The following is a 20,121-nucleotide window of genomic DNA, read 5'->3' as shown; positions in this document are numbered from 1 at the left end:
TCGGGACCTTCCCCGAGTGCCCCGGCCGGGCCCGGGCAAACCCCCTCCGCCGGGTCAGCCGGTGGCTTTCCGGCGACCGGCAGTCGCGGACGGCGCGGCCGGCTCGGCTGACTGGGTGGGCGTCGCCGCGCGACGGGGCCGGTGCCGGGCCAGGGCCACACCGACCAGGCAGAGCGCGCCGCCGGCGTAGGTCAGGACCGGGGGCACCTCGGAGAGCAGCACCCAGGCCATCAGCACCGTGATCGGCGGCACGAGGTAGGTGGTGACCCCGAGGCTGCTGGCGTCCATGTGCGTCAACGCGTAGGCGTAGGTCGTGAAGGCGATCGCGGTCGGGAAGGCCCCGAGGTAGACGATCCAGCCGAGGTCGGCCGCCGAGGCGCTCGAGGCGTCCTGCCACAGCTCGCCGGCGAACGGCAGGCAGACCACGACCCCGACCGTGCACGCGATCCAGGTGACCTGCAGCGCGGACATGTGGGCGAGCAGCGGCTTCTGCAGGATCACCGAGATGGAGTACGCCGCCGCCGACACCAGGCACAGCACCACGCCGAGGACGTCCCGGTCGCCGCCGGGGCTGGTCGAGAGGCTGATCACCGCGACCCCGGCGAACGCAACCACCAGCCCGATCCAGAGGAACACCGAGGAGCGCTCGCGCAGGAACAGCACGGCGAGCACCGCGATCAGCACCGGCGCGACCTGGATGAGCATCGCGGCGGTGCCGGCGTCGACGCGCCGCTCGCCCTCGTTGAGCGCGACGTTGTAGAGGCCGAACCAGAGCACCCCGATCAGCGCGAGCGGCAGCCAGTCGCCGCGGCGGGGACGGGTCCAGCCGCGGCTCAGCAGCACCGCGCCCAGGCAGAGCGAGCCGACCGCCAGCCGGCCCAGCGAGAGCGCCCCGGGACCGATGTGACCGCCGAGGTGCCGGATCGCGACGAAGGCCGAGGCCCAGAAGACCAGGGTGGTGGCCACCGCGAGCAGCGGCAGCAGGGGACGGACCGGGGCGTCGACGGTGCCAGGGGTCTGCGGGGCAGTGGTGGAGCGCGTCACGTGCTGACGCTACCGGTCGGCACCGACAGGTCGCGCGCGGTTATCGGACCTGGCGTTCGCCGGCTCAGGCGTCGAGCTTGTAGCCCAGCCCGCGCACCGTCACCAGCATCGTCGGGCTGCCGGGGTCCTGCTCGATCTTGGCGCGCAGCCGCTTCACGTGCACGTCCAGCGTCTTGGTGTCCCCGACGTAGTCCGAGCCCCACACCCGGTCGATCAGCTGGCCGCGGGTCAGCACCCGGCCGGGGTTGCGCAGGAACATCTCGAGCAGCTCGAACTCCTTGAGCGGCAGCTTGGTGTCCTCGCCCTTGACCGTGACTTGGTGCCGCTCGACGTCCATCCGGACCGGCCCCACCTCCAAGGTGGCGGGCGTGAGGTCGACGTCCTGACCGCGTCGCAGCACGGCGCGGATCCGGGCCACGAGCTCGCGGGGGGCGTAGGGCTTGGTGACGTAGTCGTCGGCCCCGAGCTCGAGGCCGACCACCTTGTCCACCTCGGAGTCCTTGGCGCTGACCATGATCACCGGCACGTTCGAGGTCTGCCGGATCCGGCGGCACACCTCGGTGCCGGGCATCCCGGGCAGCATCAGGTCGAGCAGCACGATGTCCGCGCCGGACTGCTCGAACTCGGTGATGGCGTCCGGTCCGGTGCTGGCCAGCGAGACCTCGAAGCCCTCCTTGCGCAACATGTAGGACAGGGCGTCGCTGTAGGACTCCTCGTCCTCCACGACGAGCACTCGAGTCACGGGCGTGCCTCCTGGATCGATGTCGGGGCGCGGTCTGCGCGGGTCGTGCTGCTGGTCGGGGCGCCGGCCGTGGCGGGGGGCGCGCTGCCGGAGGTGCTGGTGGTGCCCTGCGGCAGCGACAGCGTGAAGGTGGACCCCTGGCCCTCGACGGACCAGACACCGACCTCGCCGCCGTGCGAGGCGGCCACGTGCTTGACGATCGAGAGCCCGAGGCCGGTGCCGCCGGTGGAGCGGTGCCGGGCCGGGTCCACCCGGTAGAACCGCTCGAAGATCCGGTCGATCTCGGTCGGCGGGATGCCGATGCCCTGGTCGGTCACGCTGAGCTCGACGCGGTCCTCGACGGACTTGGCGCCGACGACGACCCGGCTCTTGTCGTTGGAGTAGGCGACCGCGTTGCTGACCAGGTTGCCGAGCGCCAGTGCCACCTCGTCGGGGTTGCCGAGCAGCTTCAGCCCCCGCTCACCGTTGTGCACGACCTCGATCTGCTTGGCCTGGGCGTCGATGGAGCTCTGGTCGATCGCGCGGGCCACGACCTGGTCGACGTCGAAGGTCTCCGGGGTGCCGAGCGCGTCGTCGCCCTGGAGCCGGGACAGCTCGATGATCTGCTGCACCAACCGGGTCAGCCGCGCGCTCTCGGTCTGCATGCGGCCGGCGAAGCGGAGCACCGCCTCCGGGTCCTCGGCGGCGTCCTGCACCGCCTCGGCGAGCAGGTTGAGCGCGCCCACCGGGGTCTTCAGCTCGTGGGAGACGTTGGCGACGAAGTCGCGGCGGATCGCCTCGACCCGGCGCTCGTGGGTGCGGTCCTCCACCAGCGCGAGGACCAGCCGGCTGCTCAGCGGCGCGATCCGGGCGGTCACGTGCAGCGGCGGGCCGGAGCGGCCGCGGGGCAGCGTCAGCTCGGTCTCCCGGATCTGCCCGTCGCGGCGTACCTGGCGGACCAGGTCGGCGAGCTCGGTGGAGCCCAGCCCGGTGCCGCGGACCAGACCCAGGGAGTACGCCGGCGCCGACGCCTTGAGCACGCGGTCGTCCGCGTCGACGACGACCGCGCTGGAGCGCAGCACGCTCAGCACGGTGGCGATCCCCTCCGGCACCGAGGGCTCCGGGGCGGCCGCCGGGCCGCGCATCTGGTGCTCCGAGACCCGCCAGGCGAGCACGACGCCGGCGCCCAGCACCGCGCCGAGCAGCGCGAAGAGCAGGGCCTGCGTCCATGTGTCCACGGATCGATCGTACGCATCCGCTCAGCCGCCAGCCGTCTCGTGGACGCCCTCTGACCTGCGCTTTCCCCTACTGTTCACTTCTCGTTCATCCCTGGTCGCCCCCTCGTCACCTCGTGGTCGGAGCGGCTGCCTACTGTTCATCACATGCGTGACGCCTACTTCGACCAGCTCGACACGATCGTCGACGAGCTCGTGACCATGACCCGCGACGTCAAGGTCGCCCTGCGCAAGGCGACCCTGTCGTTGCTGACCGCGGACGTCGAGATCGCCGAGCAGGTCATCTCCGAGGACTCCAGGATCGACTCCGACCGCGAGCGGATCGAGGAGCGCGCCTTCGAGCTGCTCGCCCTGCAGCAGCCGGTGGCCAGCGACCTGCGGATGCTGATCGCGGCGCTGCGGATGGTCGCCGACCTCGAGCGGATGGGGGACCTGTCGGTGCACGTCGCCAAGGTCGCCCGGCTCCGCGTCCCGGTGGTCGCGATCCCCGACGAGCTGGTCCCGACCATCGAGCGGATGGCCGAGGTCGCCGAGTCGATGGTGGGCCGCGCCGCGGAGATCATCGCCAACCGCGACGTCGAGGCGGCGCGGGCGCTCGAGGAGTCCGACGAGGAGATGGACGCGCTGCGCCGCTCCTCCTTCCGCGTGATGCTCGACGACTCCTGGGCCCACGGCGTGGAGCCGGCCGTCGACATGGCGCTGCTCGGCCGCTACTACGAGCGGATCGCCGACCACGCGGTCTCGCTGGCCCGCCGGGTCGTCTACCTCGTGACGGGAGAGATCGCCACCTCCGAGGCTCCCTAGTGCCAAGATGACCCGGTGACCTCGCACGGCATCCCGGGCCTCCGGGGCGGCCTCGACCTCGTCGAGCGCTTCGTCGACGTCGCCGAGCGGTTCACCGCCGGGATCGCCGTGGCCGACCTGCACGCCCCGGTGGCCGGCTGTCCCGGCTGGACGACGTACGACCTGGCGGTGCACCTGGGCAACGTGCACGCCTGGGCTGCCACCGTCGTCGAGACCGGCCGGTCCGCGCCGGGGCAGAACGACGAGCCGCGGGTGCGCCGCAGCCGCGCGGTCAGCGACTGGTACGCCGGCAAGGCCGAGGACCTCTACCAGGTGCTCCGGGCCGCCGATCCGCAGCGACCGTGCTGGAACTTCGCCTTCGGGGACGACGGCCTCACCTCGTTCTGGCAGCGCCGGCAGCTGCACGAGACCACCGTGCACGTGATGGACCTCGACGCCGCCACCGGCGTGGTCACCCCGGTCTCGCCGCTGCTCGCCGAGGACGGCGTCGACGAGGTGCTCACCGTCTTCCTGCATCGGATGCACCGGCGGGGGCACCCCACCGCGCTCACCGCGCCGCTGTCGCTGGTCACCACCGACACCGGCCGGGCGTGGACGCTGACCCCGCGCACCACCCACGCCGTGCCCTCGGACACGGCCGGGGCCCCGATGCCGTCCCAGCCCGGCAGCCGTGACCAGGCCGGACCGGCGGTGCTGGTCGAGGGGCCGCCGATGGTGGTCGGCCGCCGGCACCCGCAGGCCGACACCCTCAGCGCGCCGGCGGAGAACCTCTACCGGGTGCTGTGGAAGCGGGCCCCCGTCGCCGAGGTCAGCTGCTCCGGCGACCGGTCCCGGATCGACGCGTTCCTCGGCTCCCGGCTGGTGCCCTGAGCGGCCCCCGACCGGGCGTCCGGGACCGGGGCCGGGGGTAAATGCGTCGCTTTGCGGGGGTGGGCTGGCCTAGGTTCGCTGCCATGCGCGTCGTCGAGGCCTCGGACCTTCATCGCAGCTACCGCACCCGCACCGGGATGTGGAAGCGGGAGCGGAAGGAGGTCGAGGCCGTCCGCGGCGTGAGCTTCGGCATCGACCAGGGCGAGCTGTTCGGCCTGCTCGGCCCCAACGGCGCCGGCAAGACCACCACCATCAAGATGCTGATCACGCTGCTGCTGCCGACCGGCGGCTCCGCCCGCGTGCTCGGCCACGACGTGGTCACCGAGCCCCGCGAGGTACGCCGCCACATCGGCTACGTCTTCGGCGGCGACCGCGGCCTCTACGAACGCCTGAACGCGCTCGACAACCTCCGCTACTTCGCCGAGCTGTACGGCGTCGCGCCGCGCGAGCAGAAGCAGCGGATCGGCTACCTGCTGGAGCTCGTCGGGCTCACCGGCCGCGAGAAGGAGCGGGTCGAGGGCTTCTCCCGGGGCATGCGGCAGCGGCTGCACATCGCCCGCGGGCTGCTGCACGACCCGGAGGTGCTCTTCCTCGACGAGCCCACCATCGGCATCGACCCGGTCGGTGCCCGTGAGCTGCGCGCGACCATCGGCACCCTCAAGGAGCAGGGCAAGACGATCCTGCTGACCACCCACTACATGTTCGAGGCCGACGAGCTGTGCGACCGGATCGCGGTGATCCGGGCCGGCGAGCTGGTCGCGGAGGGCACCCCGGCCGTGCTGAAGCGACGGGTCAGCAACGGACACGTGCTGGAGGTCGAGACCTACGGCGTGCCGGACTCCGCGCTCGCCGCCGTACGCTCCCTGGCCGGGGTCCGCACCGCCGCCGTCGAGGACCGCGGCCAGGCGCAGCTGCTGATCGTCCAGGTCGAGCCCGGCGCCGAGGTGACCTCCGCGGTGCTCGGCTCGCTGCGCGAGGTCAACGTCGGCCGGGTCAGCTCACGCGAGCCGACCCTGGAGGACGCCTACGTCGAGCTGGTCGGTGGCGCATGAGGATCCTGCGGATGCTGGTGATCGCCTGGTGGCTGCACCTGAAGATGCTGGCCGTCTCGGTGTTCGAGGGGGTCTTCCAGGTGATCTGGCCGCTGTTCTTCGCCACCACCGCGTTCCTCGTCTACCGGCAGGCCGACGACCCCGAGGTGATGGTCTACGCCGGCCTCGGGGCGGCGGTGATGGGCATCTGGTCGGTGATCGCGACGACCGCGAGCGGCGTGCTGCAGCGGGAGCGCTGGCTCGGCACGCTGGAGCTGCTGGTCGCCTCGCCGACCCGGTTCGCGCTGATCCTGGTGCCGATCACCACCGCGATGGCGAGCCTGGGGCTGTACTCCCTCTGCTCCACGCTGCTGTGGGGCTGGCTGTTGTTCGACATCACCATCCCGATCGCCCACCCGGTGCTGTTCGCGCTCTCGATCGTGGTCTCGATCCTGTCGATCGCGCTCATCGGGTTCCTGCTCTCGGTGTCGGTGGTGCGCTACCGGACCGCGTGGGCCCTGGGCAACCTGCTGGAGTACCCCGGCTGGCTGCTCTGCGGCTTCTTGGTCCCGCTGACGCTGTTCCCGACCTGGGCGACCTGGATCTCCTACGCGCTGCCGCCGACCTGGGGCATGCAGGCGATCCGCGACTCCGCGTCCGGCGGGTCGCCGTGGCGCGACATCCTGGTCTGCCTGGCGCTCGGCGTCGTGTACGGCGGCGTCGGCGCGCTCCTGTCCGAGACGGTGCTGCGCTCCGCGCGCCGCCACGCCACCCTGGCGCTGACATGACGCGGCGCGGAGGGGACCTGCGCGAGGGCGTCGACGACGGGGTCGCCGAGGGCTCGCCTGCCGCCGGTGGAGAACCCGTCGCCCCGGGTCGGACCGCCCTCTACAGCGGCCGCGGCCGCCCGCGCGGTGGTGGCGCTCCCGCCGGATTCAGCAGCGACGTCGTCACCTCGGCGCGGATCTTCCTGGTCGGCGGCCTGATCAGCTTCCGGGCGCTGTTCAACTGGCTGAGCCCGTGGATCTACGTCCCGTCGCTGCTGATGGCGCCGATCTTCCAGATCCTGCTGTTCGCCTACATCGGCCGCTCGGCCGGCATCGAGTCCGACGCGTTCTTCGTGATCGGCAACGCGGTGCAGTACTCCGCGATCCCGTGCCTGTTCGCGATGGCCAACACGGTCGCCGGGGAGCGGTGGACCCAGACGCTCGGCATCGTGCTCTCCACCCCGGCCCGCCGGGTGCCGCTGTTCCTCGGCCGCTCGCTGCCGGTGGTCGTGAACGGCTTCGTCGTCTCGATGTTCAGCCTGGTGGTCGGCTCGCTGCTGCTGGGCGTGTCGATCCCGGCGTCGGCCTGGCTCCCGCTCGCGCTGGTGGTCGGCGTCGCCGCGATGTCGTGCACCGGCCTCGGGCTGGCCAACGCCGCGCTGGGCCTGCGGGTGCGGGAGACCGCCGTGCTGTCCAACGTGCTGTTCGGGGTGCTGCTGATCTTCTGCGGCGTGAACGTCGCCCTGGACTCGTTGCCCGGCTGGATGGCGGCGGTCGGCTCGTGGCTGCCGCTCACGCACGCGATCGAGGCGGCCCGCTCGCTGGCCGCCGGCGGCTCGCTCGCCTCGGTCTCCGGGCTGGTGCAGCAGGAGATCGGCCTGGGCGTGCTTTACGGCGGCCTCGGCCTGGTGGCTCTCCGGCTGTTCGAGATCGAGGGGCGGCGGCGTGCCACGCTCGAGATCCAGTAGGGCGGGAGCTCAGCGGCCCTGGTTGGCGACGGCGGCGATGGCGTCCGCGGCGGCGTCGGGGTCGAGGTACTGCCCGCCGCGCTGGGTGGGCCGCATGTTCTCGTCGAGCCGGTAGACCAGCGGGATGCCGGTGGGGATGTTGAGCCCCACGACCGCCTCCTCGGACATGTCGTCGAGGTGCTTGACCAGCGCGCGCAGCGAGTTGCCGTGCGCGGCGACGCAGACGGTGCGGCCGCTGCGCAGGTCGGGCACGATCGCGTCGTACCAGTAGGGGAGCATCCGGTCGACCACGTCGGCGAGGCACTCGGTGCGCGGCTTGAGCTCGTCGGGGAGGTCGGCGTAGCGGGGGTCCGCGACCTGGCTGTACTCGTCGGCGTCGTCGAGCGGCGGCGGCGGGGTGTCGTAGGAGCGGCGCCAGAGCATGAACTGCTCCTCGCCGTACTGCTCCAGGGTCTCCTTCTTGTTCTTGCCCTGCAGTGCGCCGTAGTGACGCTCGTTGAGCCGCCACGAGCGCTTCACCGGGATCCAGTGCCGCTCGCACTCGTCGAGGGCGAGCTGGGCGGTGGTGATCGCCCGGCGCAGCACCGAGGTGTGCAGGACGTCGGGCAGCAGGCCGGCCTCGCGCATCAGCGTGCCCCCGCGGGCTGCCTCGACGCGACCCTTCTCGGTCAGCGGGACGTCGACCCAGCCGGTGAAGAGGTTCTTGGCGTTCCAGTCGCTCTCGCCGTGACGGAGCAGGATCAGCGTGTGCTCGGCAGTCATGGCGGCAGCCTAGCCAGTTACGGGACCGGCACCTCGGCGTAGGGGCCCTCGTTCGTGACCACGGGGACCTTCAACGTCACCTGGGCGGCGCGCTCGAAGGTGAAGGTGACCGGGATCAGCAGGCCGGGCATGAGGTCCTTGCCGCCGTCGACGCTCACCGCGCCGGTCTCCGAGAGGTCGACCAGGCCGCCCGCGGGGATCTCGACGCTGCCGCCCTGGATCGTGAACGTTGCCGGTCCGGACTCGCCGGAGCCGCTGACGCCGGTGAGCTTGTCGGCCTGCGCGAGGTCGCTGTTGACCAGGGTCGCGATCACCGTGCCCTTGCCGGCGCTGTTGGAGTCGACGACGACCAGCGCGTTCAGCACCTCGACGGCGCTCGCCTTGGAGTAGACGCCGACCGTCGGGTTGTAGGCCTGGTTGGTCTGCACGTCGAAGCCGCACGAGGACAGCGCGGGAACCGCGAGAAGGGCTGCGGCGACGGCGATGCTGCGTCGAACGTTCACGGATCGGTTCCTCTCGCTGTGCCCGCCGACCGGACGGAGGGCACAAAGACGACGGTCGCGCAGAGCATATCGGTTCACTGGCGCAGCCCGACGTTCAGGGCGACGGCGACCAGGCAGCCGCCGACGAGGAGCGTGTACGCCGTCGCGATCGCCAGCAGCCGGGGGGCGCCGATGCGCAGCGCGACCCGCAGCGGCAGGTGCCTCAGCCCGGTCGCCCGGTCCTCCACGAGGTCCGGCAGCGTGGTCAGGACGTGCACGCCGACGCCGAGCAGCGCGGCGAGCACCGTCATCGCAACGGTGGGTGGTGCGCCGTGCAGGCCGCCGCCCCAGCCGCCGTAGGACAGGAAGGCCGGCAGCAGCCCGAAGCTGACCGCCCAGGGCAGCCAGGAGAGCCGGGTCCGGTGGAACCAGAGGTTCGAGGACCAGGCCGCGGCCACCGACAGCAGGTAGGCGACGCCGGCCGCGGTGCCGTTGGCGACCGAGAGCGGAACGAGCAGGAGCACCACGCAGGCCGTCGCGAACGTCACCGTGCCCGGGTCGACCCACTCCATCGCCACCGGGCGGTCCTGCCGTCCGACCTGACGGTCGCGGTGCCGGTCGGCGACGTCGTTGACCCAGCCGACCGTGACCTGCCCGGCGAGCACGGTGGCGGCCACCAGCGCCCACTCCCTCGGGGCGCGGCCGCTGAGCGCCGCGGCGACGGTCAGCCCGAGCGTCGTCAGCAGCGCCTGGAGGGGATGCGCGGCCAGCGCCAGGGAGAGCGGCACCCCGTGCTGCCTGCGAAACCTCATGGGGGGAAGTATCGACGAGCCGACGGGCTCCGGTGCGCCCGACACAGCCCCGGTCACCTGCGGTTTCGGCGGACCCGGGGCGCCACCGAGAGCTGCCGGCGACCCCTCGCGCACGACGTCGCACAGCAGACGCACAGGCTGGTGAACGGCCCCGCCGGGCCACGGATCCGGGCCCTGCGCTGCACATGGATGCTGGGTCTGTCAAGCCCCGATTGCCGTCCTGACCTGCACAAACGTCTCGGGGGCACTCCTGGGGACGTGTTATCCTAGTCACCTAGGAAGGGGTACTTGGCACATGACATTTACCGTCGGCGAAACGGTTGTTTACCCAAATCACGGCGCAGCGGTCATCGAGGATATCGAGACCCGGCAGATCAAGGGCGAGGACAGGCTGTACCTCGTACTACGCATCGTCGCCCAGCAGGATCTGGTGGTCCGGATCCCGGCTTGCAACCTCGACCTCGTCGGGGTTCGCGACGTGGTCGACAAGGAGGGCCTGGACAAGGTCTTCGACGTCCTGCGGGCCGCACACACCGAGGAGCCGACCAACTGGTCGCGTCGGTACAAGGCCAACCTGGAGAAGCTCCACTCCGGTGACGTCATGAAGGTCGCCGAGGTCGTGCGCGACCTGTGGCGCCGTGAGCGCGACCGCGGTCTCTCGGCCGGCGAGAAGCGGATGCTGGCCAAGGCGCGGCAGATCCTCGTCTCCGAGCTCGCGCTCGCCGAGCACACGAACGAGGACAAGGCCGAGGCCCTCCTCGACGAGGTCCTCGCCTCCTGAGCGGCACCAGCCGTCACGTGCGATGAGCTGCCCCCAGGCCCGGGTGCCTGGGGGCTTCTCGTTTTCTGTGGCAGGGTGCGCTCATGAGTGAGGCGCTCGGAGTGGTCCCCACCGACGGACGTGGCTCGATGCCGTTCGCGTTGCTGCACGGTGAGTCGTTGGTGGCGGTGGCCGCGTGGGCGGTCGGCCACGCCGACATCGAGCTGCTCGACTTCAACGCGGCCTGGGAGGACGTCGTCGCCCGCGACCTGCCGCTGGTGGTGCACGACCCGCTGTGCCCCGGCACCCCGACGGAGTTCATCGGCCGGGTGCTCGAGCGCTGCCTGGCCTCGCACGCGGTGGTGGTCGGGATGCGCGGTGACGAGGTCGCCTCGCCGGTCGCGGTGCCGCCCGGCGTCCTGGCCTCGCTCGAGGGCTGGCCCGACCTCGCCGACCTGCCGACCTGGGTGGCCACGCTGCGCGAGCGGTTCCCGACGGAGCTGGTCGCCGCACCCGAGGAGGCCCGCCGGCTGGCCGGCCCCGACGACGTACTCGCCCTCCAGGAGCTGCTCGACCCGACCGCCTGAGACCGACGACACCCCCTCTGACCTGCGCAAAGGCACCGGCAACGGGGACGACGAGACGCGCCGGGCCCGATGCTAGGGTGGTCGGGAAGCCCGGATGCCGCCCTCTCCGGGGAGACCCCGACCCGCGAGGAGCCAGCGCCAGGTGAGCGACCCGGAGCTCCACGGCGCCTCTCTCTCCTGCGTCGGCGTGGTCCCGCTCGAAGGCCGCGGCGCCCTCCCGTTCGTCGCCCTGCACGGCGAGCCGCTGTTCCTGCATGCGGTCCGCACGTTGCTGGCCACCCCGTCGGTGCGCGACGTCGTCGTCACCGCGGACCCGGACACCGTCGCCGAGGCCGAGCAGGAGCTGGCCGCGGCACAGCTGCCGGTCGAGGTGCTGGAGGCCGCGGGGTGGTGGCAGGCGTGGGACCGGAGCCCGAGCGTGCCGCCGCGGGTCGCGCTGGTCGACCCGCTGTGCCCGCTGGTGCCGTGCGCGTTCGTCGCGCGGGTGCTCTCGGAGGTCACGACGGACACCGCGGTGGCCGGCTACCGGCCCGTCACCGACACGGTGAAGACCGTGGTCGACGACCAGATCGTCGGCACCCTGGACCGGGACCGGCTGGCGGTCGTCGCCTCGCCGGTCGTGGTGCCCGGCCGGCTGGCCGGCCGGGGGGCCCCGCCGGTGCACGACTTCGCGCTGCTGGCGGACTGGCTGCGGGAGCGGACCGAGCTGCACCTGGTTCGGGCGCCGTCGATGGCCCGCCGGGTGGGGGACGAGTCGGCGCTGCGGGTGCTGGAGTGCCTCGACGAGCTCGGGCGCAGCGTCCACGAGGCCTGACCGCGCCCTCAGCGGCGCAGCAGCGACCAGAACTCGCGGGCGAACTTCCCCGGCTGGCGCAGGATCGCCCCGGGCAGCGCGGTGAGGAACCCGCGCGGGTCGCGAGCGGCGCGCTGGTAGAGCCGCTGCGGCTTGCTGGCCACCCGGTGCTCGAGGTCGTGGAGGTACGCCGGCACCAGGGCCCGCTGGGTCAGCCCGATGTGGTGACCGCAGCGGGTGCAGCGCACCGACTCCAGCAACCGGCCGGCGTAGTGCAGCTCGTGCTCGGTGACCAGGTCGCAGCGGTCGCACTGCAGGTCGGCACGCTCGATGCTCATCGGCCCTCCCCGGCCGGCGGGCGGCGACGTCGTACGTCGAGAAGGCCGAGGGTCGCGTCCGCCGAGAGGTCCCAGTGTGCCTTGGCGAGCAGCCGCTCGGCGAGGAACAGGTCCTCGGGGAAGGTGATCTTCACGTTGCGCGCGTCCCCGCCGACGCAGCGCACGGGCAGGTCGGTGTAGCGCTCCACGCAGCTGGCCGTGTCGGTGCCGACGAAGCCCTCGGCCTCCGCGGAGGTGTACGCCGCCAGCAGCGGCTCGGCCCGGAAGGCCTGAGGGGTCTGCACCGCGACGGTCCGCTCCTGCACCGGCGGGGAGCCGGCCTGGATGCGGGTCAGGGCGGGCTGGTCAGTCACCGGCAGCGCACCTCCGAACCGGTCCGCGGCCTCGATCACGTCGTGGAAGAGCGCCGCCGAGGCGAGCGGCCGGGCGGCGTCGTGGATCACCACCACGTCGGTCTGTCCGGCCTCGATCAGCGGGCGCAGTGAGCACAGCGCCTTCCACTCCGACTCGTGGCGCGAGGAGCCGCCGGTCACCACGGTGACGGCCTGGCCGGGCAGCTCGCGGGCCAGCGTCGCCTGAACCGTCCGCTGGTCGCCCTCGCGGATCACCAGGACCACGTGGTCGATCTGCGGCAGCGAGGTCGCCCACCGGACCGCCCAGGTGAACACCCGGCGACCCGAGAGCGGCAGCAGCACCTTGTTGGTGTCGTGCCCCACCCGCCGGCCCTCGCCGGCGGCGAGCAGCACCAGCGCCGCGCGCGGCGCCCTCGCTCGGCCGGCAGCCAGCTCCGCCGCGTGCTGCCCGCTCGGTGACCGCTGGGGTCGCGGGGAGGGGGAGCCGGGCACCGGTCGAGCCTAGCGTCCGGCCCCGGGGACGCAGGGGTCCACCCGGGGCCGGAGCGTTCGGCAGGAGCATCAGCCGCGGACGAGCTCCGCCAGGTCGTCCAGGGAGGGCATCCCCGACTCGACCATGGCGTCCTGCAGCCGTCGGAGCCGGACGATCATCGAGCTCTCGTCGAGCTCCACGTCGTCGTAGGTGAGCAGGTGGTCCACCGCGATGTCGTGCCGCAGGGTCGCCCCGGCGAGCACGCCCAACGGCACCGCGCCGTCGCGGGCGAAGTCGGCGGAGTCGTCGATGAGGCCGCGCACCATCGAGCCACCGACCCCGTCGATCTTCTCGCCGGCCCGCAGCTGGCGCTTGGCGACCGCGCCCACCTCGGCGGTCCAGTGCTCGGCGACCAGCGAGGGCCGGTTGTCGAGCACCATCTCGCAGACCGTCAGCGGAGCCTCGATGCTGGCCAGGTGGTAGGGACGGTAGAGCGAGAAGTACGGCCCGTCCCCCATCTGCAGGTAGGTCATCTCGTGGTTGACGTAGGGGTCCTCGGTGCGGACCACCACGAAGACCCCCGGGGCGACCGGACCGGTGCAGTAGTCGACCACGCCGGCCTTCTCCAGCACCCCGCCGTCCGCCTTGAGGGCGAACGTCCTGTGCAGCTCGGGGACCGAGGACGGCGGCCCGTGCATGCCCCGCGTGCTGACGCCGAGACCGGTCGTGTTGGCCAGCGCGGCCATCTCGATCATCGCCTTGGAGCCGTCGACGAAGCTGCACAGCATCTTCGGGTTCATCTGCTTGGTGCGGGCGCGCTCGGCGAGCGACTCGGGAGTCGCGTAGACGTCGAGCGGGTTGTTCTTGCCCTTGCCGGCGCAGACGACGTCGAAGGAGAGGTCGCGGGCGTAGTCGACGAGGATCTTCGTCTCCACCGGCTCGTCGCCCCGGCACACCGAGTAGACCGCGCCGGCCTTGTCCGCCACGCTCGCCATCAGCGCGCCGATGGTCACGTCCGACTCGACGTTGAGCGTCGCGATGCCCTTGCCGGACAGCAGTGACTCCAGCGCCACCCGGGCGCCGACGTCGGGTACGCCGGTCGCCTCCACGATGACGTCGAGGGGGAGGGCCCCGAGCTCGTCGATGCCGCCGAGCGCGACCGACCCGCCGTTCTCGATCGCGCGGACCGCGGCGTCGGTGGTGCGGGCGTCCGAGGGGGTGATGCCGGCCTGGGTCAGCGCCTCCTCGGCCCGCTCGCGCTGGACGTCGAGCACCGCCGACAGCGAGATGCCCGGCATCCGGAGCAGCTGGGCCGCGAAGCCGCGACCCATCTGCCCGGCGCCGACCAGCCCGACCCGCAGCGGTCGCCCGATCTCGGCCTCACGGGCCTCGAGCCGCTTGCGGTAGCTCATGAGGCCACCCCCGCCGTACCGGCCGCCGGACCGGCCGCGACACCGCCGCGGACGATCCGGAAGACGTCCCCGGCGTGCAGCAGCGGCAGCGGCTGCACCGCGACGCACACGTCACCGGGCAGCCGCGCCTCGGTGCCGCCGTCGGCCTTGAGGTCGAGGTGGCCGAGGTTGAGCAGGTTGTCGGCCACCACCTCTCCGACGGCGAGGACCTCGAGCTCCTGGGTGCCGAGTACGATCACGTCGCCCGGACGCGGTCCCTCCTCGCGGACGGTGGGCCGGTGCCGCACCGACATGTCGTGCAGCTCGGCCGGCGACTCCTCCCCGAAGAAGATGAGCAGGCCGTGGTCGAGGAAGGCCTCGACCTGGCCGCCCACCGCGGTGACCGTGGACTCGTAGACCACCCGCGTCGCCGCCGCGATGCCGCTCACACCTCCTCCACGTCGTCGGGCTTCACTCCGGAGACGAAGAGCTCCTCGGTGATGAAGTTGGCCAACGGCCCGGCGGGCGAGGTGGCGTGGATGTCGACGGTGAGCACCTTCTTCATCGGGTAGACCCCGACGCGGGCGGTGCCGCCGCAGTCGATGACCGCCACGGCGATCTTGTCGAAGGGCGCCGAGCTCTTGAAGCCGTCGAAGGCCTCGCCTCCGGTGAGCTCGGCGATCCGTGCCGCCACCGGGTGGATGCCGCCACCGGTGACCGAGTAGATCAACGGCTTGTCGGGGGTGGGGGTGATCGTCAGCGGACCGCCCCAGCCTCCACGGCCGCGGGTCACCCGGACCGACTTGTAGTCGCTCATGGTCTTCTCCTGATCTGTCAGGTTGGTCTGTCAGTTGGTCTGCGGGACGCCGTGCAGCGCCTCGGTGTCGCTGCCGCCGGAGGACGGATCAGCTGTTGGAGCTGTAGAGCCCGAAGCTCGCGAAGTACGCGATGACCACCGAGAGCGGACCGGTGATCAACCGCGAGATCAGCACCGCCGGTACGCCGACCTCGACGGTCTCCGGCTCCGCCTCGCCGAGGGCCAGGCCGACCGGGATGAAGTCGCAGCCGACCTGGGGGTTGATCGCGAACAGGGCGGGCAGGGCGTACTGCGGGGGGATGTCGCCGGCGCCGATCCGGGTGCCGAGCAGCACGCCGACCACCTGGGCGATGACCGCGCCGGGGCCGAGCACCGGCGAGAGGATCGGGATCGCGCAGAAGACGCTGATCGCGAGCAGCCCGATCAGGCTGGAGGCCAGCGGGGCCACCAGGTTGGCGAGCCAGTTGCCGATGCCGGTCTCGTTGATGATGCCGATGAGCACCGCGATGAAGGCCATGAATGGGAGGATGTTGCGGATGATCGTGTCGATCGCGTCGCGGCCGGACTGGTAGAGCGTGCCGACGACGCCGCCGACGGTGCGGCCGATCTTGACCAGCAGGTTGTTGAAGCTGTCGAATCCGGAGGGCTTCCGGGTGGTGGTGGCGGTGCTCATGCCGAGGCTCCTTCGGTGACGGTGCGGCGGGCCATCATCCGGGCGGTGATGAACTCGGTGACGATGCCGCGGATGAGGATGACGACCATGCCGACCAGCAGGTAGCGGATCGCGAGGTCGCCGAGGTTGCCCCCGAGGGTGGTGATGCCGGCGGCGATGCCGAGGTAGACGAACAGCTCACCGGGGTTGGCGTGCGGGAACAGGCCGGTGATCGGGTGCACGAAGCTCACCGCGGAGTCGTAGAAGGCCGGCTTGTAGCGCTCGGGCAGGAACCGGCCCATGGTGTAGGCCATCGGGTTGGTCAGGAAGAAGACCGACAGCACGGGAAGGACCAGGTAGCGGACCGGGTACCAGACCAGACCGGGGCGGGCGGCGTACTCGCCGAGCTTGTCGATCTTCTCGGGGCCGATCAGCCGGATCAGCGCGTTGACCGCGGTGAGCAGGACGACCAGCAGCGGGATGATCCCGGTGACCAGTCCCAGGAACACCTCGCCTCCGGCCTGGAACAGGCCGATGAACCACTCGGCGGCGTTGGCCAGGACGCCGAAGAACCCGCTCGGGTCCTCCAGGGTGGGGGCTTCGGCGGCGAACACCAGGTTCGCTGCCATTTCGAGCAGTGGCATGATTACTCCTCATCGAGCGGGCCAGATGGCTGGCCGTGGTGATGCAGGGCGCATCAGTGGGCGGGTCGAGGTCTCCCTCGGTGGTGGCGTCGGCTGTGGGGTGCCTCCCGCGGCCGGCGCCGTTCTGTGCTCCTCAGGCGGGTGCGGCGCTGGGGTTCCGGAGGAGGGTGGCGGCCTGTCGGGCGGCCTCCCTCTGTTGGTGGGTGAGGGCGTCGATCGGACGGTCGCCGAGGACGTGGCTCACCTTGAGGTCGAACAGCTGGGGAAGCGGACGGCTGCGCGCGAAGGTGGTGAATCCGCGCAGCGTGATCGCGTTGCGCACGAGGCCGCGCTCGTCGACGGCGATGGCGACGAAGGCGCGGCCCCCCCGGTAGCGGCGACCGGCCACCCCGACGCTGACCGTGCCGTCCTTGCGCAGCGCCGTGACCGAGCGGTTGAACGCCATGCTCTGCTGGTAGGTGAGGTAGAGCTGCAGCAGCCAGCCGGCGACGACGGCGGCGAGCAGGATCGCGGCGGTCATGAGGTCCTCCTTCGGTCGGGGTCGGGCTTCGTGGCCGACTCGCTGAGCAGCGCCCGGGCGAGGGCCTCGTCGCACACCAGGGAGTCGACGAGCCGGCCGCGCAGGGCGCCGAGCACGCCGGGGGTCTTGGCGCGCCCGTAGGCGACCCCGACGACGTTGGGGATGTTGCGGAGGTCGTCGAGATCGATCGCGAGGATCCGCTCCGAGACCGCGCCCTTCACCTCGCGGCCCTGGACGTCGAAGTAGCGGGCGGCGAGGTCGCCCACCGGCTCGGTCGCCCAGAACTCCTTCTCCTCGAGCGGCGAGAGCTGCATGGAGCTGAGGATCGCCGAGGAGGAGCCGTGGCTCGGGGTGCCGATGCCGACGAAGGCGAGGTCGGCGGAGCGCGCCACGTCGAGGGCCTCGAGGATCGACGGCTCGGCGAGCAGGGCGTCGCGGGCGACCTCGGAGCCCAGGGTGGCCGGCGCGTGCAGGGAGACGTACTCGGCGCCGAGCCGGGTCGCGAGCTCGCGCACCAGCTCGGCACCGCTGATCTCGTTGCTGATCGAGGACAGCCCGCCGACGAGCTGGGTGAGCCGGATGTTGTAGTCGCGCTGGACCTCGGTCGCGTAGACCATCGCCTGCAGCGCGTGGCCCCAGGAGAGCGCCACGGTCATCGAGTCGGAGATCAGCTCGGTGAGCAGCGCAGCCGCCTGGGCGCCGACCTGCTCCTCGACCTTGACCGAGGCGGCCGCGTCGCGCTGGGCGACCCGGACGTCGGTGAGTCCGAAGCGGTTCCGCAGCTCGGTCTCGAGCGTGGTCACCCGCCCGGACGGGTCGTGCACGGTGATCGTCACGATGCCCTGGCGCTGCGCCTCGGTGAGCATCCGCGAGACGTTCGAGCGGCTGGTGCCGAGCTCCCGCGCGATCTCTGCCTGCGACCGGTTCTGCAGGTAGTAGAGGCGCGCTGCCGCCAGCAGGGTGCTGGGATCTCGAGGAGCAGGCATTTTCACCTCTGTGCGTATAGTAGTCACATTTGTTCGATCATCTAACCCTGTGACCCAGGTCACGTCAAGCACCTCCGGGCCATGGATCGCGGTCATTGCGCCAGCGCCGCGTTCAGGGTTTCGGCCAGCGCCGCCGGCGTCGTGACGTGGGCCAGCCGGGCGCGCAGGTCCGCCTTCTGCAGCACCTTCAAAAGCCGGCCGAGCACCTCGACCTGGGCACCGGGCTCGTCGACGAGCAGCAGGACCACCAGCTCGGCCGCCACCTCGCGGCCGGAGCCGCCCATCTCGGCGAAGCCGACCGGGTCAGAGAGCAGCGCGGCGGCCAGGGCCGGCCGGACCACGTGCACGGTGTCGGTGTGCGGTATCGCGGACGGCAGCGGTGTCGGCAGCCCGGTGGGGAAGCTCCGCTCCCGCTCCAGCAACGCCTCGGTGAAGCTCTCGTGGACGTAGCCGGCCGCCAGGGCGGACCCCGCGAGGAGCTGGAGCAGCTCCTCGCGGGACCCGGCGGGCGGACCGACGTGACTGAGCTGCTCGGCGAAGACGAGCGTGGTCGCGTCGGTACCGCTCACGCCGTCTGCACCGCCGTCGCTCCGGCGGCCTCGGTCTCTGCCTCGGCCCGGTCACGCGCCATCACGATCCGGCGTACGACCAGGGCGAAGACCAGGGAGAGCACCGCAGCCACGCCCACCGCCACGGAGCCGAGCTTCGCGGCCCCGAAGAGGGCCCCGGTGAGCGGGTTGGCGCCGTCGACCAGCGAGGAGACCTGCGAGGCGCCCTGGGTGTCCTTGAAGCCGGAGTCCAGCGCGACGCTGGTGAACGTCGCGGCGACCCCGGTCGCGATGAACAGGCCGCCACCGATGACGATCAGGCCGCCGATGACCGAACGGATGATGTTGCCGCCGAAGATCGGGACCATGATCGCCACGATGAACGGGATGGTGGCCAGGTCGACGAGCGGCAGCACCTTGTTGCCCAGCGGTGCCAGCGCCACCGCGGCGACCAGGGTCAGCGGCACCAGCAGCAGCGAGGTGGCGATGACGGCGGGCTGCCCGACGGCCAGCGCCGAGTCCAGGCCGATGTAGAACTTGCGACCGGGGAACCGGCGCTGGACGAACTCACGGGCCGCCTCGGACACCGGGATCAGGCCCTCCATGAGGATGGAGACCATCCGGGGCAGGATCACCATGATCGCGGCGATGCTGACCGCGAGCTGGAGGATCGCGATCGAGTCGGCACGCGGGTCGTCGATGCCGTAGCCGAACAGGCCGAGCAGCAGGCCGATCCCGAAGCCCAGGAAGAGCGTCTCGCCGAAGATCCCGAAGCGACGCTGGATCGAGTCGGGGTCGGCCTTGAGCGAGCGCAGGCCGGGGGTCCGGTCGAAGAGCCAGTTCAGCGGCAGCGCGAACAGCACGTAGGGCGCGCTGGTCCCGTGCGGGAAGGAGATGTCGGGGAAGTTGAAGTACTTCTGCACCAGCGGCGCCGACCAGTCCGCCAGCGCCAGGGTGATCACCATGGCCGTGCCGGCCGCGACGATGCCCAGCCAGAAGCTGTCGGTGATCGCGGCCACCAGCGCCCCGCTCAGCGCGAAGTGCCAGTAGTTCCACAGGTCGATGTCGAAGGTGCGGGTCAGCCCGGTCAGGAGCAGCACCACGTTCAGCACCAGGCAGACCGGGATGATGATCGCCCCGATGCTGGAGCCGAACGCGATGGCCGCACTGGAGGGCCACCCCACGTCGACGATGGAGAGGTCGACGTTGAAGCGAGCCGCGAGCGCCTCGGCCACCGGGCTCACCGACCCGAACAGCAGCCCGATGACCAGGTTGATGCCGACGAAGCCGACCCCGATGAGCAGACCGGATCGCAGTGCGCGGCCGAACTTCTGACCGAGCACCATCGCGAAGATGGTGATCAGGACCGGGAGTGCGACCGACGCTCCGAGATCGTTGAGATACGCCGAAACGGTTTCCATGACGCTCCTTGCGGATGGGTGGGTGAGAAGGGTGGGACCTCGGGTGTGCGCGGATCAGTCGCGCAGCGCGGCGACGATCTGGTCCAGGGTGCTGTCCAGGCCCATGCCGGTGAGGAACGGCAGCCCCGCGATCACCGGGATGGTGACGTCGGCAGGCACCTGGGTGGTCGCGACGATCAGGTCGGCGGAGGCATGGCCGCCGAGCAGGTCCATGACCTTCCCCTGGCGGACGTCGACGTCGACGCCCTGGGCGGCGCAGTGCTCCTTGATCTTGGTCGCGACGACGGTCGATGTCGCCACGCCGGTGCCGCAGATGACCAGTACCTGCTTTGCCATGTCGTTC

The 20,121-nt window shown here is 71.6% G+C and carries 26 protein-coding genes; 8 read left to right on the top strand and 18 right to left on the bottom strand.

All coding sequences use genetic code 11. The features are described from left to right. Nucleotides 1-54: 54 nt before the first annotated feature. The 3 genes from H9L09_RS05705 to H9L09_RS05695 all read right to left on the bottom strand — a co-directional run bounded on the left by H9L09_RS05705 (nt 55) and on the right by H9L09_RS05695 (nt 3,003). Nucleotides 55-1,044, bottom strand: coding sequence for a DMT family transporter (locus tag H9L09_RS05705; RefSeq protein ID WP_246456308.1), 990 nt, complete (start codon nt 1,042-1,044; stop codon nt 55-57). A gap of 64 nt (nt 1,045-1,108) precedes the next feature. Further along, nucleotides 1,109-1,786 (bottom strand): response regulator transcription factor, encoded by a 678-nt coding sequence (locus tag H9L09_RS05700; protein WP_187579730.1) that lies wholly within the window; start codon nt 1,784-1,786, stop codon nt 1,109-1,111. Beyond that, nucleotides 1,783-3,003 (bottom strand): sensor histidine kinase, encoded by a 1,221-nt coding sequence (locus H9L09_RS05695; RefSeq protein ID WP_223164218.1) that lies wholly within the window; start codon nt 3,001-3,003, stop codon nt 1,783-1,785. The genes H9L09_RS05700 and H9L09_RS05695 overlap by 4 nt, the downstream gene beginning before the upstream one ends. A 144-nt stretch (nt 3,004-3,147) precedes the next feature. Between H9L09_RS05695 and phoU the strand changes: the two genes are divergently transcribed. The 5 genes from phoU to H9L09_RS05670 all read left to right on the top strand — a co-directional run bounded on the left by phoU (nt 3,148) and on the right by H9L09_RS05670 (nt 7,440). Then, nucleotides 3,148-3,804 (top strand): phosphate signaling complex protein PhoU, encoded by a 657-nt coding sequence (phoU, locus tag H9L09_RS05690; RefSeq protein WP_187579729.1) that lies wholly within the window; start codon nt 3,148-3,150, stop codon nt 3,802-3,804. Between the two features lie 15 nt (nt 3,805-3,819). Beyond that, entirely contained in the window at nt 3,820-4,674 is an 855-nt protein-coding gene (locus H9L09_RS05685; protein WP_187579728.1) for a maleylpyruvate isomerase family mycothiol-dependent enzyme, read from the top strand. A gap of 83 nt (nt 4,675-4,757) precedes the next feature. Further along, complete coding sequence (locus H9L09_RS05680; protein ID WP_187579727.1) at nt 4,758-5,726, top strand: ABC transporter ATP-binding protein; 969 nt, start codon at nt 4,758-4,760, stop codon at nt 5,724-5,726. An 11-nt stretch (nt 5,727-5,737) separates the two neighbouring features. Next, nucleotides 5,738-6,493, top strand: a complete 756-nt coding sequence (locus tag H9L09_RS05675; RefSeq protein ID WP_187579726.1) for an ABC transporter permease — start codon at nt 5,738-5,740, stop codon at nt 6,491-6,493. Then, nucleotides 6,490-7,440: an ABC transporter permease gene (locus tag H9L09_RS05670; protein WP_187579725.1), complete on the top strand. Its 951-nt coding sequence runs from the start codon at nt 6,490-6,492 to the stop codon at nt 7,438-7,440. Before H9L09_RS05675 ends, H9L09_RS05670 begins: the two co-directional genes overlap by 4 nt. Nucleotides 7,441-7,449: 9 nt before the next feature. On the opposite strand, the gene H9L09_RS05665 is transcribed toward H9L09_RS05670, so the two are convergent. The 3 genes from H9L09_RS05665 to H9L09_RS05655 form a co-directional block, all read right to left on the bottom strand. After that, the gene (locus tag H9L09_RS05665; protein ID WP_187579724.1) at nt 7,450-8,202 is read right to left on the bottom strand and encodes a phosphoglyceromutase; all 753 of its coding nucleotides are present in this window, start codon (nt 8,200-8,202) and stop codon (nt 7,450-7,452) included. Between the two features lie 17 nt (nt 8,203-8,219). Further along, a complete protein-coding gene (locus tag H9L09_RS05660) occupies nt 8,220-8,705 on the bottom strand; it encodes a copper chaperone PCu(A)C domain-containing protein (protein ID WP_187579723.1) in 486 nt (161 codons plus the stop codon). 74 nt (nt 8,706-8,779) lie between these two features. After that, entirely contained in the window at nt 8,780-9,496 is a 717-nt protein-coding gene (locus tag H9L09_RS05655; protein ID WP_187579722.1) for a UbiA family prenyltransferase, read from the bottom strand. 295 nt (nt 9,497-9,791) lie between these two features. Between H9L09_RS05655 and H9L09_RS05650 the strand changes: the two genes are divergently transcribed. The 3 genes from H9L09_RS05650 to H9L09_RS05640 all read left to right on the top strand — a co-directional run bounded on the left by H9L09_RS05650 (nt 9,792) and on the right by H9L09_RS05640 (nt 11,657). Next, a complete protein-coding gene (locus H9L09_RS05650; protein WP_187579721.1) occupies nt 9,792-10,277 on the top strand; it encodes a CarD family transcriptional regulator in 486 nt (161 codons plus the stop codon). An 83-nt stretch (nt 10,278-10,360) separates the two neighbouring features. After that, nucleotides 10,361-10,843: a hypothetical protein gene (locus H9L09_RS05645; protein ID WP_187579720.1), complete on the top strand. Its 483-nt coding sequence runs from the start codon at nt 10,361-10,363 to the stop codon at nt 10,841-10,843. Between the two features lie 142 nt (nt 10,844-10,985). Further along, on the top strand, nt 10,986-11,657 hold the full coding sequence (locus H9L09_RS05640; RefSeq protein ID WP_187579719.1) for a 2-C-methyl-D-erythritol 4-phosphate cytidylyltransferase: 672 nt from the start codon (nt 10,986-10,988) through the stop codon (nt 11,655-11,657). A gap of 8 nt (nt 11,658-11,665) precedes the next feature. On the opposite strand, the gene H9L09_RS05635 is transcribed toward H9L09_RS05640, so the two are convergent. From H9L09_RS05635 to H9L09_RS05580, 12 genes are all read right to left on the bottom strand, one after another. After that, nucleotides 11,666-11,974, bottom strand: coding sequence for a hypothetical protein (locus H9L09_RS05635; RefSeq protein WP_187579718.1), 309 nt, complete (start codon nt 11,972-11,974; stop codon nt 11,666-11,668). Beyond that, entirely contained in the window at nt 11,971-12,819 is an 849-nt protein-coding gene (locus tag H9L09_RS05630) for an IspD/TarI family cytidylyltransferase (protein WP_246456306.1), read from the bottom strand. The genes H9L09_RS05635 and H9L09_RS05630 overlap by 4 nt, the downstream gene beginning before the upstream one ends. A 69-nt stretch (nt 12,820-12,888) precedes the next feature. Continuing rightward, nucleotides 12,889-14,211: an NAD(P)H-dependent oxidoreductase gene (locus H9L09_RS05625; RefSeq protein WP_187579717.1), complete on the bottom strand. Its 1,323-nt coding sequence runs from the start codon at nt 14,209-14,211 to the stop codon at nt 12,889-12,891. Then, on the bottom strand, nt 14,208-14,639 hold the full coding sequence (locus H9L09_RS05620) for a PTS glucitol/sorbitol transporter subunit IIA (protein WP_187579716.1): 432 nt from the start codon (nt 14,637-14,639) through the stop codon (nt 14,208-14,210). Before H9L09_RS05620 ends, H9L09_RS05625 begins: the two co-directional genes overlap by 4 nt. Further along, nucleotides 14,636-15,007 (bottom strand): PTS glucitol/sorbitol transporter subunit IIB, encoded by a 372-nt coding sequence (locus H9L09_RS05615; RefSeq protein ID WP_187579715.1) that lies wholly within the window; start codon nt 15,005-15,007, stop codon nt 14,636-14,638. The genes H9L09_RS05620 and H9L09_RS05615 overlap by 4 nt, the downstream gene beginning before the upstream one ends. A gap of 88 nt (nt 15,008-15,095) precedes the next feature. Then, nucleotides 15,096-15,680 (bottom strand): PTS glucitol/sorbitol transporter subunit IIB, encoded by a 585-nt coding sequence (locus H9L09_RS05610; protein WP_187579714.1) that lies wholly within the window; start codon nt 15,678-15,680, stop codon nt 15,096-15,098. After that, on the bottom strand, nt 15,677-16,303 hold the full coding sequence (srlA, locus tag H9L09_RS05605) for a PTS glucitol/sorbitol transporter subunit IIC (RefSeq protein ID WP_246456304.1): 627 nt from the start codon (nt 16,301-16,303) through the stop codon (nt 15,677-15,679). Before srlA ends, H9L09_RS05610 begins: the two co-directional genes overlap by 4 nt. A 133-nt stretch (nt 16,304-16,436) precedes the next feature. Then, the gene (locus H9L09_RS05600; RefSeq protein ID WP_187579713.1) at nt 16,437-16,823 is read right to left on the bottom strand and encodes a transcriptional regulator GutM; all 387 of its coding nucleotides are present in this window, start codon (nt 16,821-16,823) and stop codon (nt 16,437-16,439) included. Further along, nucleotides 16,820-17,809, bottom strand: a complete 990-nt coding sequence (locus H9L09_RS05595) for a sugar-binding transcriptional regulator (RefSeq protein ID WP_187579712.1) — start codon at nt 17,807-17,809, stop codon at nt 16,820-16,822. Before H9L09_RS05595 ends, H9L09_RS05600 begins: the two co-directional genes overlap by 4 nt. Nucleotides 17,810-17,901: 92 nt before the next feature. Then, nucleotides 17,902-18,378, bottom strand: a complete 477-nt coding sequence (locus H9L09_RS05590; RefSeq protein WP_187579711.1) for a PTS sugar transporter subunit IIA — start codon at nt 18,376-18,378, stop codon at nt 17,902-17,904. After that, the gene (locus tag H9L09_RS05585) at nt 18,375-19,778 is read right to left on the bottom strand and encodes a PTS galactitol transporter subunit IIC (RefSeq protein ID WP_187579710.1); all 1,404 of its coding nucleotides are present in this window, start codon (nt 19,776-19,778) and stop codon (nt 18,375-18,377) included. Before H9L09_RS05585 ends, H9L09_RS05590 begins: the two co-directional genes overlap by 4 nt. Nucleotides 19,779-19,832: 54 nt before the next feature. Next, nucleotides 19,833-20,114, bottom strand: coding sequence for a PTS sugar transporter subunit IIB (locus H9L09_RS05580; protein ID WP_187579709.1), 282 nt, complete (start codon nt 20,112-20,114; stop codon nt 19,833-19,835). Nucleotides 20,115-20,121: the final 7 nt, after the last annotated feature.

This window comes from Nocardioides mesophilus (genome assembly GCF_014395785.1).
GTDB lineage: Bacteria > Actinomycetota > Actinomycetes > Propionibacteriales > Nocardioidaceae > Nocardioides_B > Nocardioides_B mesophilus.
The sequence above is the reverse complement of the archived record's forward strand: the minus strand, read 5'-3'. Positions and strand labels throughout refer to the sequence as shown.

What these genes read in the sequence shown, in the direction of transcription:
- phoU (WP_187579729.1), top strand. Translation starts at nt 3,148, where the DNA reads ATGCGTGACGCCTACTTCGACCAGCTCGACACGATCGTCGACGAGCTC.
- H9L09_RS05670 (WP_187579725.1), top strand. Translation starts at nt 6,490, where the DNA reads ATGACGCGGCGCGGAGGGGACCTGCGCGAGGGCGTCGACGACGGGGTC.
- H9L09_RS05635 (WP_187579718.1), bottom strand. Translation starts at nt 11,974, where the DNA reads ATGAGCATCGAGCGTGCCGACCTGCAGTGCGACCGCTGCGACCTGGTC.
- H9L09_RS05610 (WP_187579714.1), bottom strand. Translation starts at nt 15,680, where the DNA reads ATGAGCACCGCCACCACCACCCGGAAGCCCTCCGGATTCGACAGCTTC.
- H9L09_RS05625 (WP_187579717.1), bottom strand. Translation starts at nt 14,211, where the DNA reads ATGAGCTACCGCAAGCGGCTCGAGGCCCGTGAGGCCGAGATCGGGCGA.
- H9L09_RS05655 (WP_187579722.1), bottom strand. Translation starts at nt 9,496, where the DNA reads ATGAGGTTTCGCAGGCAGCACGGGGTGCCGCTCTCCCTGGCGCTGGCC.
- srlA (WP_246456304.1), bottom strand. Translation starts at nt 16,303, where the DNA reads ATGCCACTGCTCGAAATGGCAGCGAACCTGGTGTTCGCCGCCGAAGCC.
- H9L09_RS05600 (WP_187579713.1), bottom strand. Translation starts at nt 16,823, where the DNA reads ATGACCGCCGCGATCCTGCTCGCCGCCGTCGTCGCCGGCTGGCTGCTG.
- H9L09_RS05665 (WP_187579724.1), bottom strand. Translation starts at nt 8,202, where the DNA reads ATGACTGCCGAGCACACGCTGATCCTGCTCCGTCACGGCGAGAGCGAC.
- H9L09_RS05615 (WP_187579715.1), bottom strand. Translation starts at nt 15,007, where the DNA reads ATGAGCGACTACAAGTCGGTCCGGGTGACCCGCGGCCGTGGAGGCTGG.
- H9L09_RS05680 (WP_187579727.1), top strand. Translation starts at nt 4,758, where the DNA reads ATGCGCGTCGTCGAGGCCTCGGACCTTCATCGCAGCTACCGCACCCGC.
- H9L09_RS05645 (WP_187579720.1), top strand. Translation starts at nt 10,361, where the DNA reads ATGAGTGAGGCGCTCGGAGTGGTCCCCACCGACGGACGTGGCTCGATG.
- H9L09_RS05585 (WP_187579710.1), bottom strand. Translation starts at nt 19,778, where the DNA reads ATGGAAACCGTTTCGGCGTATCTCAACGATCTCGGAGCGTCGGTCGCA.
- H9L09_RS05650 (WP_187579721.1), top strand. Translation starts at nt 9,792, where the DNA reads ATGACATTTACCGTCGGCGAAACGGTTGTTTACCCAAATCACGGCGCA.
- H9L09_RS05595 (WP_187579712.1), bottom strand. Translation starts at nt 17,809, where the DNA reads ATGCCTGCTCCTCGAGATCCCAGCACCCTGCTGGCGGCAGCGCGCCTC.
- H9L09_RS05580 (WP_187579709.1), bottom strand. Translation starts at nt 20,114, where the DNA reads ATGGCAAAGCAGGTACTGGTCATCTGCGGCACCGGCGTGGCGACATCG.
- H9L09_RS05675 (WP_187579726.1), top strand. Translation starts at nt 5,738, where the DNA reads ATGCTGGTGATCGCCTGGTGGCTGCACCTGAAGATGCTGGCCGTCTCG.